The sequence below is a fragment of the Streptococcus sp. FSL L8-0526 genome (assembly GCF_038007145.1).
Taxonomy (GTDB): Bacteria; Bacillota; Bacilli; order Lactobacillales; family Streptococcaceae; genus Streptococcus; species Streptococcus thermophilus.
Window position 1 is genome coordinate 1,029,527 of record NZ_JBBOWP010000001.1, and the last position, 12,163, is coordinate 1,041,689.

Here is a 12,163-nt window from a genome sequence, read left to right on the forward strand (position 1 = left end):
AAAGGGCTAAAGACTGTTTTAGCCCAGATATGTTATGTCTATTTTAGAAGTCAAAAATCTTAGTCACGGATTTGGGGACCGTGCCATTTTTGAAAATGTCTCATTCCGTTTGCTCAAAGGTGAGCATATCGGTCTTGTCGGTGCTAACGGTGAAGGAAAGTCAACCTTTATGTCTATCGTTACTGGGAGATTGCAGCCAGATGAAGGTAAGGTAGAGTGGTCTAAGTATGTGACAGCGGGTTATTTAGATCAGCACGCTGTCCTTGAAAAGGGTATGACCGTACGCGATGTCCTTCGTACGGCTTTCGATGATCTTTTTAAAACTGAGGAACGTATCAACGAGATTTATATGTCTATGGCAGAAGAAGGTGCCGATGTTGATGCTTTGATGGAAGAAGTAGGTGAGCTTCAGGATCGGTTGGAAACTCGTGATTTCTATACTCTTGATGCCAAGATAGATGAGGTTGCTCGTGCCTTGGGTGTCATGGATTTTGGTATGGATACCGATGTGACGGATCTTTCAGGCGGTCAACGTACCAAAATTCTCTTAGCTAAGTTATTGCTTGAAAAACCCGATATCTTGCTCCTTGATGAGCCAACCAACTATTTGGATGCTGAACACATCGCCTGGCTAAAGCGCTATCTCCAAGAGTATGAGAAAGCTTTTGTTCTCATTTCACATGATATTCCATTCTTAAACGATGTTATTAATATTGTCTACCATGTTGAAAATCAAGATTTGGTTCGCTATGCAGGTGATTATGATAATTTCCAATCTGTCTATGCTATGAAAAAAGCACAATTAGGAGCTGCCTATGAACGTCAGCAAAAGGAAATTGCCGATCTTCAAGATTTTGTTAACCGCAATAAAGCTCGTGTTGCTACTCGAAATATGGCCATGTCTCGCCAGAAAAAATTAGATAAGATGGAAATTATCGAGTTGCAAGCAGAAAAACCAAAACCTGAATTCCATTTCAAGGAAAGCCGTACGCCTGGACGTTTTATATTCCAAACTAAGGATCTCGTAATTGGATACGACAGTCCTTTGACTAAGTCGCCTTTGAATCTCACTTTCGAACGTAATCAAAAGGTAGCTATCGTCGGTGCCAATGGTATTGGTAAGACCACTTTGCTGAAAAGTTTACTTGGGATTATTCAACCTCTTGAAGGAGAAGTTGAAACAGGTGATTTTATTGACCTAGGTTATTTTGAGCAAGAAGCAGAAGGTTCACGTCAGACCCCACTTGAAGCGGTTTGGGATGCTTTCCCAGCTCTAAATCAAGCTGAGGTTCGTGCAGCCCTAGCTAAATGTGGTTTAACTTCTAAACATATTGAAAGTCAAATTCAGGTCTTGTCAGGAGGAGAGCAGGCAAAAGTTCGTTTCTGTCTCCTTATGAATCGTGAAAATAATGTTCTTGTTCTGGACGAGCCAACCAATCACTTGGATGTTGATGCAAAGGACGAATTGAAGCGTGCCCTTCAGGCCTTTAAAGGTAGTGTCCTAATGGTGTGTCACGAACCTGAATTTTATGAAGGTTGGACAGATGTTTGGGATTTTAATGAGTTAGTATAATAAAAAAGAGTGTTGACATCTTCTCAATGAGTTGGAGTATCACTCACTCTATTTTTGAGTGGGCAAAGAGCCAAGTAGTAGTCATTATGATTTGATAATAGCTTAATGATAGAGACTCTAGGGTCAGTCAGTGATAAGAATATTTAACATGGCACACTAGTTAATATGTATTGAGCTAATAGAATGACGATTTTAAATCAAAATATCTTATTTTGTTCAAAAAGTAACAAAGTTTGAGCATAAAATGTGTAACCGTTTTCTAATTGTGGTAAAATGGTATAGTAAATTATTATCAAAAGAAAGTTGGATAAATTTATGTCAAAAATCGTAGTTGTTGGTGCTAACCATGCTGGTACTTATAGTATTAATACTATTCTTGATAATTACGGAGACCAAAATGAAGTAGTTGTTTTCGATCAAAACTCTAACATTTCATTCTTGGGTTGTGGTATGGCTCTTTGGATTGGTAATCAAATCTCAGGTCCTGATGGCCTTTTCTATGCCAACAAAGAAGGACTTGAAAGCAAGGGTGCAAAAGTTTATATAAACTCACCAGTTGAGTCTATTGACTTTGACGGTAAAACTGTTACAGCTCTTGTTGATGGTAAAAAACATGTTGAATCATATGACAAATTGATTTTAGCTACTGGTTCACAACCAATCTTACCTCCAATCGATGGTGCTGAGATTAAAGAAGGTAGCCGTACTTTCGAAGCGACTCTTGAAAACCTTCAATTCGTTAAACTTTTCCAAAACGCTCAAGAAGTTATTGATAAGTTGAACGATAAGTCACAAGACATCAAACGTGTAGCAGTCGTTGGTGCAGGTTACATTGGTGTTGAATTGGCTGAAGCCTTCCAACGTCGTGGTAAAGAAGTTATCCTTATTGATGTTGTTGACACATGTTTGGCTGGATACTATGACCGTGATATTACAGACCGTATGGCTAAAAATATGGAAGACCATGGTATCCAATTGGCCTTTGGCGAAACTGTTAAAGCAGTAGAAGGTGAAACTAAGGTAGAACGCATAGTAACAGATAAAAATGCGTACGATGTAGATATGGTTGTTCTTGCTGTTGGTTTCCGTCCTAATACAGCCCTTGGAGCTGGTAAATTGGAAACATTCCGAAATGGTGCTTACCTTGTTAATAAGAAACAAGAAACATCAGTTAAAGATGTTTACGCCGTTGGTGATTGTGCTACGGTTTATGACAATTCTCTTGACGATGTCAACTACATTGCCTTAGCTTCAAATGCTATTCGTTCAGGTATCGTCGCTGGACACAATGCCGGTGGTGGTGATGTTGAATCAAACGGTGTTCAAGGATCAAATGGTATCTCTATCTATGGTTTGAACATGGTTTCTACTGGTCTGACTGAAGAGAAAGCAAAACGCTTTGGTTTCAATCCAGCAGTAGTCGAATCAACAGATCTTCAAAAACCTCCCTTCATGAAGGATGAAAATGAATATGTAACTATCAAGATTGTTTATGATAAAGATACTCGTAAAGTTTTGGGTGCTCAAATGGTTTCACTCATGGATATCTCAATGGGAATCCACATGTTCTCATTGGCAATTCAAGAAGAAGTAACAATTGACCGTCTAAAACTGCTTGATTTGTTCTTCTTGCCACACTTTAACCAACCACTTAGCTATATTGCTAAAGCAGCTATCTCCGCTGAATAATATTAAACAGCTAATTCATATGAATTAGCTGTTTTTCTTTTTAAAATACTAAAAAACCTCCAACTGGAGGCTTTTATTTAACTAAAGTAAGATTAGTTTTTTGAAGCTTCTTGGAATTCAGGGTTTTTCCATGCTTCATCAATGACAGCTTTCAATTCATCGGCAGAAGCTTTCATCTTTTGTTGTTCAGCATCGTTCAATGGGATGTTTACTGGACGTACGATACCGTGTGCGCCTACGATAGCAGGTTGACCGATAAAGATGTTGTTTACACCATATTGACCTTCTTGGAATACAGACAATGGAAGTACTGCATTTTCATCGTCAAGGATAGCTTTAGTGATACGAGCAAGGGCTACTGCGATACCGTAGTATGTAGCACCTTTTTTGTTGATAATTGTGTAAGCTGCATCACGAACACCTTCAAACAATTCAACTAATTCAGCTTCTTGAACGTTTTCTTCGTTTTTAAGGAACTCTTCAAGGTTTACACCGGCGATGTTAGCGTGTGACCAAACCGCAAACTCTGAGTCGCCGTGTTCACCCATGATGTAAGCGTGAACTGAACGAGCATCGACATTAAGTTTTTCAGCAAGTGCTTGACGGAAACGAGCTGAGTCAAGTGAAGTACCTGAACCGATAACACGTTCTTTAGGGAATCCTGAGAATTTCCATGTAGAGTAAGTCAATACGTCTACTGGGTTAGCAGCTACAAGGAAAATACCGTTGAATCCTGACTCAACAACTTGAGTAACGATTGATTTGTTGATTGCAAGATTTTTACCAACAAGATCAAGACGAGTTTCACCTGGTTTTTGAGGAGCACCAGCAGTGATAACTACTAGGTCAGCATCCGCACAGTCTTCATATTTAGCTGCATAGATTTTTTTAGGTGAAGTGAAAGGAAGTGCGTGGCTAAGGTCAAGCGCATCACCAACGGCTTTTTCAAATAATTGTGGAATTTCGATGATACCTAGTTCTTGAGCGATACCTTGGTTTACAAGTGCGAAAGCGTAAGATGAACCTACGGCACCGTCACCAACAAGGATGACTTTTTTGTGTTGTTTAGTTGCAGTCATAGTCTAAACATCTCCTTAATTTTTTATTGGGTTACCCCATACATTGCTTATTCTACCATTTTAAGTGATGAATGTCACGAAATAATAAGGAATTATTGAGTGAAAGCGTTTTATACAACTGAAATATAAAGCTTTTTATGGTATAATATTATAGAAATTTTCCATTCTTTTATGAGAATTCGGAATAATTTGATTGAAAGAAAAGAGGCATTTTTAGAGTGCAAAATAATAATTTAATTGACGTTAATTTGACGTCTGAGATGAAAACGAGTTTTATCGATTATGCCATGAGTGTTATCGTATCTCGTGCACTCCCAGATGTTCGTGACGGTTTAAAACCGGTACAACGTCGTATTCTTTATGGAATGAATGAGCTTGGGGTGACACCTGATAAGTCTCATAAAAAATCTGCCCGTATTACCGGAGATGTTATGGGTAAATATCACCCACACGGTGACTCATCTATCTATGAAGCCATGGTTCGTATGGCTCAATGGTGGAGTTACCGTTACATGTTGGTTGACGGCCACGGAAACTTTGGTTCTATGGATGGTGATGGCGCAGCCGCTCAACGTTACACTGAGGCTCGTATGTCTAAAATCGCCCTGGAGATGCTCCGTGATCTCAATAAGAATACCGTAGATTTTCAAGGTAACTACGATGGTTCTGAACGTGAGCCAATTGTTCTTCCATCCCGTATTCCAAATCTTCTTGTTAATGGTGCTACAGGTATTGCGGTTGGTATGGCGACCAACATTCCACCACACAATTTGGCTGAAACTATAGATGCTGTTAAATTGATGATGGACAATCCTGAAGTCACAACCCGTGAACTGATGGAAGTTCTTCCTGGTCCAGACTTTCCAACTGGTGGTTTGGTCATGGGAAAATCTGGTATTCACCGTGCTTACGAAACTGGTAAAGGCTCTATTGTTCTTCGTTCGCGTACCGAAATTGAAACGACCAAATCAGGTCGTGAGCGCATTGTAGTTACTGAGTTTCCTTATATGGTCAATAAGACTAAGGTCCATGAACACATCGTTCGTTTGGCTCAGGAAAAACGTATTGAGGGGATTACAGCAGTTCGTGACGAGTCTTCTCGTGAGGGGGTACGTTTTGTCATCGAAGTGCGTCGTGATGCATCTGCCAATGTAATCTTGAACAATTTGTTCAAATTAACTCAACTTCAGATAAACTTCAGCTTCAATATGTTGGCCATTGAAAAGGGTGTGCCCAAAATCCTTTCCTTGCGTCAAATTTTGGCTGACTATATTGCTCACCAACAAGAGGTTGTGGTCCGTCGTACACAGTTTGATAAGGATAAGGCTGAAGCACGTGCCCACATTTTAGAAGGCTTATTAATTGCACTTGATCATCTGGATGAAGTGATTACGATTATTCGTAACAGTCAAACTGATGCTGAGGCTCAAGCCGAGTTGATGGCTCGCTTTGAACTCACTGAACGTCAAAGCCAAGCCATCCTTGATATGCGTTTGCGTCGTTTGACCGGTTTGGAACGTGATAAGATTCAAAATGAATACAATGATCTCCTTGCCTTGATTGCTGATTTGGCTGATATTTTGGCAAAACCAGAACGTGTTAATGCTATCATCAAGGAAGAGTTGGATGAAAGTAAGCGTAAATTCGCGGACGCCCGTCGTACAGAGCTGATGGTCGGCGAAGTTGTTTCACTTGAAGATGAAGACCTAATCGAAGAAGAAGATGTCGTTATCACTCTTTCTAACAAGGGATATATCAAACGTTTGGCTCAAGACGAATTCCGTTCTCAGAAACGTGGAGGTCGTGGAGTTCAAGGGACAGGTGTGAACGATGACGACTTTGTTCGTGATATCGTTTCAACAAGCACTCATGATTACCTTTACTTTATGACCAACAAAGGGCGTGTATACCGCCTCAAGGGTTACGAAATTCCTGAGTATGGCCGTACAGCTAAGGGATTACCAATTGTTAATCTCTTGAAGTTGGATGAAGGTGAGACAATTCAAACAGTGATTAATGCTAAGAGCGACGAAGCATCAGATAACAATCACCTTGTCTTTGTAACTCGCCAAGGTTTAGTGAAACGAACTAAAGAAGCAGAATTCAAAAATATCCGTCAAAATGGTTTGATTGCCTTGAAACTTAGAGAAGGTGATGAACTTATCAATGTCTTCTTGACTACTGGTAATGAAGAAATTATTATTGGTACTAAATTTGGTTACAGTGTGCGTTTCAAAGAGGATACTATTCGCAGTATGAGTCGTATGGCTGCTGGTGTTAAAGGGATAACCCTTCGTGACGGTGACCAAGTAGTTGGTGCAGCAGCTATTACTGAAGATCAAGAAGTCTTGATTATCACGGAAAAAGGTTACGGTAAGCGTACTTCAGCTACTGAATACCCAACTAAGGGGCGTGGTGGTAAAGGTATTAAGACAGCTAATATCACAGATAAAAATGGTAACCTTGCAGGCATTGTAACAGTTTCTGGTGATGAGGATATTATAGTCATAACTGATACGGGTGTTGTTATCCGTACTGCAGTTGCTAATATCTCTCAAACTGGTCGTGCAACTCAAGGGGTTAAGGTCATGCGTTTAGATGATACTGCTCGTATTGTCACCTTTGCTTTGGTTGAACCTGAAGAAATTGATCAAGTTACTGAAGATCAATAAAGTGGTGATAACTAATGAGAAAAGATAACAAAAATAAGACTCCTAAAAAGCATCGTAAATGGCTTGAGGTCCTTCGTTGGATCTTGATTGTTGTTCTCTTGGTTGTTGGTTTAGCTTTAATTTTTAATAAATCAATTCGAAACACTATAATTGCTTGGAATACTAATAAATATCAAGTAAGTAAGGTCTCTAAAAAGACCATAAAGAAAAACAAGGAAGCTAAGGCAAGTTATGACTTTGATACGGTTAAATCTGTTAGTACAGAGTCAGTCTTGCAAGCCCAGATGGGTTCTCAAAAACTTCCAGTTGTTGGTGGAATTGCTATCCCTGAGGTTGGTATTAATCTCCCTATTTTCAAAGGACTTGGTAATACAGAGCTTACCTATGGTGCTGGAACTATGAAGGAAAATCAAGTCATGGGTGGAGAAAATAATTATTCATTGGCTAGTCACCATATTTTCGGTATCGCTGGGGCTTCTGATATGCTCTTCTCACCATTAGACAGAGCAAAAAATGGCATGAAGATTTATCTTACGGATAAAAATAAGATCTACACCTATGTTATCAGTGAGGTAAAAATTGTCCAACCAACTGAAGTAGCAGTGGTTGATGACACTCCTGGTAAATCTGAAGTGACTTTGGTAACTTGTACAGATGCTGAAGCAACTCAGCGTACAATTGTCAAAGGGAACTTAGAATCGCAGGTAGACTTTGACAAGGCAAGTTCAGATATTCTTGAAGCCTTCAATAAGTCATACAATCAATTTCAAAGTTAAGAGAAGGCCGTAAGGTCTTTTTCTATGGAGGAAAAAAATGTTTTTGAAAACAATACATCATGTCGCTATCATTGTTTCTGATTATGATTTATCTCGAGATTTTTATGTTAATAAATTAGGTTTTGAAATCATACGTGAAAATCACCGTCCGGAACGTAACGATTATAAATTAGATCTACGTTGTGGTGATATAGAACTGGAAATCTTTGGAAATAAGACTAGTGATCTAGCCTATGTGGAGCCACCAAAGCGTCTGTCTTATCCTGAGGCGTGTGGACTACGTCATTTAGCTTTTAAAGTGGCTAATATTGAAGAGGTTGTCGAGTCTTTGGAACAAAAAGGTATTTCATGCCAACCTATTCGCAAGGACAGTTTTACTGGGGAAAAGATGACTTTCTTTGCTGATCCAGACGGGCTCCCTTTGGAATTACATGAGTAGTTTTTTTGACCCTATTTTTTTAAGTCATGGTATAATGAATTCACGGCTGAGCTCGCACTCGGTCATCTTTTAGGAGATTATGGATACTATTCTATTTTCGAAAGGAAACATACATGAAATTGAAAAAGCTTTTCGTTGCTGGGATGGCTTTCCTAACTTTGGTGACAACCTTTGCCTCAGCTGCTCAAGCAGCCACATCGTCAGATGTCCAAAAGGTTATTGATGAATCTTACGTTCAACCTGACTATGTTATGGGTTATTCTTTGTCAGAGGAAGAGCGTAATCAGACCCTGAACTTGCTAAGTTATGATAGTAGCAAGGATACCAATGTTAAGATATTAACGACTACGGACTATGCAAATATCATGAATGTTGCAGATGATTCTAGTCTTCAGTTATATTCTTCAGTTAAGATTGCTAAACTAGGTGCTAAGGAAACCTTGAGTGTAGAAATTGTGACACCACAAAATATCACAAAAATCACTCCAGATATGTATCGTAATGCTGCAACGACACTTGGTATTGAACATGCTAAGATTACAGTAGCAGCACCTATTCCAGTAACTGGGGAAAGTGCCTTGGCTGGTATTTATTATTCTCTGGAGCAGAATGGAGCAAAAGTCTCAGATGAAAGCAAAGAGCTTGCTCAGGAGGAGCTTAAAACCCTTTCCCAAATCAATGATGAGAATTCTGGTAAGAGTAACTATGATGCGGATAAGCTTAATGTAGCCATGACTGATATCAAGACGGCAGTTGCTGATAAAGGAAATAAGTTGACTGATGATCAAGCTAAAACGATTGTTCAGCGAACCATCAATAACTACAACCTGAATCTTTCTGATACACAAATCAATCTTTTGGTGAACTTTGCTTTAAATTTATCTAAGTCATCAATCATTGATAGTGCTAGCTTCAAGTCAAGTCTGAGTTCACTTAAAGCTTCTATCATTTCAAAAGCGGGTAATACTTTCTCTGGCATCAACTTAAACTTTGATGCTAACCAAACACTTGAGAATAGCAAAAATATTTTCGCACAAATCTGGCAAGCTATCGTAAATTTCTTTACTGGACTTTCTAGGTAGTGAAAGAGCTGTCCATTTGGATGGCTTTTCTTATTTTTTGGCTCTTTGTCAACTGTAGTGTGATGAAGAAAAGCTAAGATCGAGAAAGGACAAATTTCGTCCTTTCTTTTTATTATGTGACTTTCAGTCCGTCTCTTTCCGTTAGGTGTGAGACAAATCATGACCTCCTGTCTAACGGGGGGAGTCATGATTTGAAAAAGACAGTAAAAAGTGCAAAAATCACTTCGTGTGCTATACGGTAATTGAAATTTTTTTAGTTTAGAGTTAGAACTGTTGCCTCAGTTCTAGCACTTTTTCTTTGTCATATTCTTGATGTGTTGCGAGAATTTTGTAAATGATATGCAGCAGCTTATGTGCACAAGCAATGACGACTTTCATCTTACTTCCTCTTTGGGAAATTTTGATATAAAAAGATAAAAACGCATTATCTTTAGAGTGAGACTCAATCAATACCGACATGGTCAAAGCCTGCCTTGATATATCAATTTCCTTGTATGACGTGTGAGGATTTTTTAATGTCAGCACTTTCATAAGATCCTGGGCAGAGCCCAGCCCAAGAAGCTAAGTCTGCATCCGATTGAAAAGCCTTCACATCTGGTCCAATCTCAGCTAAAATAGTGGCTGCACAAGTTTCACTCACACCAGGAATCGTTTGAAGTAATCTATTTTCTTCAGGGAAACTCCTTTTTGATATAAGCTATTATTTCACTCGTTAATTTATTCATGAGTTTTTGATAAAATTGATATTCTTTCTAGGCTTTGGTCCAAGAGAAATCGATCCTCCAGAGACAACTTCCCATTCATGGCCTCCATTAAATTCTTCGGACTTGTTTTGACATGCTTGTGAATACAAGCTGTCACATTGTCATAATCAATGAGTTCCCCATTGATAAAGAGCATTAAAAGAGATTGTCCTGTCTTAGAGAAGATAACGGAAAGATAGCTGGTTAGTTTGATATTAGTACGTTGTAAGAGGTTATAAATCTTATTCTTTATTTGAGTTTGACGTTGTTTGTAAGAACGTAACCTACCAGTGAGTAAACGTAACTGCATTACTTCAGGGTTAGGAATATAAGATTGCTCAATAAGTCCACAACGTCCGAGCTGTGCAATCCATTCGGCATCTTTCATGTCTGTTTTTCGACCAGGTACATTCTTAATATGTTGAGCGTTAGCTAATATCAGATTGAGCTCTGAGTCTGAGAATATATTAAAGATTTGTTAGTCTCATAGTTCTGAGCGACAAAAGTAATTCCCCTTTCTTGAACCCAAACTAATCACAGAACATAACCCTTTGGAGTTTATCAAAATGTTCCTTGAAAGAAAACTGATCAAGCTTACGATAGACAGTAGATGTCGACACACGAAGTCTTCTGGCAATATCCGTTAGTGACATCTTCTCAGTTAGGAGTTGTGAGACCTTTTGACGGACTAGATTTGAGGTTTGGCAGTTTTTCTCAACGATTAATGTCTCAGCAACCGTGACTTTTCTACAATCTTTACACTGGAAGCGACGTTTCTTCAGACGTAGTAGTGTTGGAGTTCTAGTTTTGCTTGAACCTCGATATGAGTATCAATTTCAAAAACAAGAGTAATGATGTTAGGATCTTTAATTTCGATTAATCCTGTGGTATTCTTAATAGATTTCATGAGTTCTTCCTAATGATGGTTTGGTTACTTTTCATTATAGTTTTTATGGGACTTTTTGTCTGCATTCAAAAAGCTCTATAATCTCTACAGTGGTTTTACCCACTACAGAAATTATAGAGCCATTAAAGCTAGCCTAGTTTTTATTTTAGTCCGTAGTTATAATCATCATCTTGCATAGCTTCAACAGTACCTAGAAGGTAACCATTACCGACTTGAGAGAAGAAATCGTGGTTTGACGTTCCTGTAGAAATACCATTCATAACGATTGGATTAACATCGTTAGCAGAATCTGGGAAAAGAGGATCTTGTCCTAAATTCATCAATGCTTTGTTGGCGTTATAGCGAAGGAAGGTCATTACTTCTTCGGTCCATCCAACACCGTCATAAAGAGATTTAGTGTAGAGTTCTTCATTTTCATATAATTGATAGAGGAGATCATACATCCATTCACGGAAACTCTCTTGCTCTTTTTCAGATAATTCGTTGAATCCTAGTTGGAACTTATAGCCAATATAGGTACCGTGAACAGATTCGTCACGGATAATGAGTTTGATAATTTCAGCGACGTTAGCTAGCTTATTATTACCAAGATAATAGAGTGGAGTGAAGAAGCCTGAATAGAAAAGGAAGGTTTCAAGATAAGTTGAAGCAACTTTTTTCTGAAGTGCCGTTCCGTTTTCATAGATATCATTAATGATTTTTGCTTTAGTTTGCAAGTACTTGTTACTGTTTGTCCACTCAAAAATTTCCTCAATTTCTGATTTAGTATTCAAAGTTGAGAAAATAGAAGAGTAAGATTTTGCGTGAACAGATTCCATAAACTGAATGTTGTTCAAGACAGCTTCTTCATGAGGTGTACGAACGTCTGCTCGAATGGCTTCAACACCCGTTTGAGATTGCATGGTATCTAGCAAGGTCAAGCCGCCGAAAACTTTTCCAACTAAATCTTTTTCTTCAGCTGAAAGTTTACGCCAGTCATCAAGGTCATTTGAAAGGGGAATTCGAGTATCTAACCAAAATTGTTCAGTTAATTTTTCCCAGGTAGATTTATCAATTACATCTTCGATTTCATTCCAGTTAATGGCTTTATAGTAAGTTTCCATTAGAAACCTCTTTCTTTATTGATATCATTTCTATTTTATCATAATTAAAAATCATGATATAGTTTTTTGAGTTTATCTATTAAAAAAGTCGGCTAACCGA

11 protein-coding genes and 1 pseudogene are annotated in these 12,163 nt (G+C 38.5%); 6 read left to right on the plus strand and 6 right to left on the minus strand.

What is annotated here, in order from left to right; genetic code table 11:
- Window positions 1-34: 34 nt before the first annotated feature.
- On the plus strand, window positions 35-1,573 hold the full coding sequence (locus NSQ85_RS05420; RefSeq protein ID WP_340781314.1) for an ABC-F family ATP-binding cassette domain-containing protein: 1,539 nt from the start codon (window positions 35-37) through the stop codon (window positions 1,571-1,573).
- A 315-nt stretch (window positions 1,574-1,888) separates the two neighbouring features.
- Window positions 1,889-3,262, plus strand: a complete 1,374-nt coding sequence (gene nox / locus NSQ85_RS05425; RefSeq protein WP_179973833.1) for a H2O-forming NADH oxidase — start codon at window positions 1,889-1,891, stop codon at window positions 3,260-3,262.
- 92 nt (window positions 3,263-3,354) lie between these two features.
- Here nox and NSQ85_RS05430 read toward each other — a convergent pair whose 3' ends face one another.
- On the minus strand, window positions 3,355-4,341 hold the full coding sequence (locus tag NSQ85_RS05430) for an L-lactate dehydrogenase (protein WP_084828912.1): 987 nt from the start codon (window positions 4,339-4,341) through the stop codon (window positions 3,355-3,357).
- A gap of 218 nt (window positions 4,342-4,559) precedes the next feature.
- Between NSQ85_RS05430 and gyrA the strand changes: the two genes are divergently transcribed.
- The 4 genes from gyrA to NSQ85_RS05450 all read left to right on the plus strand — a co-directional run bounded on the left by gyrA (window position 4,560) and on the right by NSQ85_RS05450 (window position 9,310).
- The gene (gene gyrA / locus NSQ85_RS05435; protein ID WP_179973832.1) at window positions 4,560-7,013 is read left to right on the plus strand and encodes a DNA gyrase subunit A; all 2,454 of its coding nucleotides are present in this window, start codon (window positions 4,560-4,562) and stop codon (window positions 7,011-7,013) included.
- A gap of 14 nt (window positions 7,014-7,027) precedes the next feature.
- Window positions 7,028-7,789, plus strand: a complete 762-nt coding sequence (locus tag NSQ85_RS05440; protein WP_011681303.1) for a class A sortase — start codon at window positions 7,028-7,030, stop codon at window positions 7,787-7,789.
- A 37-nt stretch (window positions 7,790-7,826) separates the two neighbouring features.
- Window positions 7,827-8,228, plus strand: a complete 402-nt coding sequence (gloA2, locus tag NSQ85_RS05445) for an SMU1112c/YaeR family gloxylase I-like metalloprotein (protein WP_041827731.1) — start codon at window positions 7,827-7,829, stop codon at window positions 8,226-8,228.
- 113 nt (window positions 8,229-8,341) lie between these two features.
- Complete coding sequence (locus NSQ85_RS05450) at window positions 8,342-9,310, plus strand: DUF1002 domain-containing protein (RefSeq protein ID WP_179973831.1); 969 nt, start codon at window positions 8,342-8,344, stop codon at window positions 9,308-9,310.
- 264 nt (window positions 9,311-9,574) lie between these two features.
- On the opposite strand, the gene NSQ85_RS05455 is transcribed toward NSQ85_RS05450, so the two are convergent.
- The 5 genes and pseudogenes from NSQ85_RS05455 to nrdF all read right to left on the minus strand — a co-directional run bounded on the left by NSQ85_RS05455 (window position 9,575) and on the right by nrdF (window position 12,063).
- Complete coding sequence (locus NSQ85_RS05455) at window positions 9,575-9,841, minus strand: hypothetical protein (RefSeq protein WP_179973731.1); 267 nt, start codon at window positions 9,839-9,841, stop codon at window positions 9,575-9,577.
- On the minus strand, window positions 9,792-9,950 hold the full coding sequence (locus NSQ85_RS10705) for a transposase (RefSeq protein ID WP_179973830.1): 159 nt from the start codon (window positions 9,948-9,950) through the stop codon (window positions 9,792-9,794). Before NSQ85_RS10705 ends, NSQ85_RS05455 begins: the two co-directional genes overlap by 50 nt.
- Window positions 9,951-10,027: 77 nt before the next feature.
- On the minus strand, window positions 10,028-10,528 hold the full coding sequence (locus tag NSQ85_RS05460) for an IS110 family transposase (RefSeq protein ID WP_340781547.1): 501 nt from the start codon (window positions 10,526-10,528) through the stop codon (window positions 10,028-10,030).
- Window positions 10,495-10,960 (minus strand): annotated as a pseudogene (locus NSQ85_RS05465) (helix-turn-helix domain-containing protein); the annotation flags it as partial. The gene NSQ85_RS05460 and the pseudogene NSQ85_RS05465, both read right to left, overlap by 34 nt.
- Before the next feature lie 140 nt (window positions 10,961-11,100).
- Window positions 11,101-12,063: a class 1b ribonucleoside-diphosphate reductase subunit beta gene (gene nrdF / locus NSQ85_RS05470; RefSeq protein WP_179973829.1), complete on the minus strand. Its 963-nt coding sequence runs from the start codon at window positions 12,061-12,063 to the stop codon at window positions 11,101-11,103.
- Window positions 12,064-12,163: the final 100 nt, after the last annotated feature.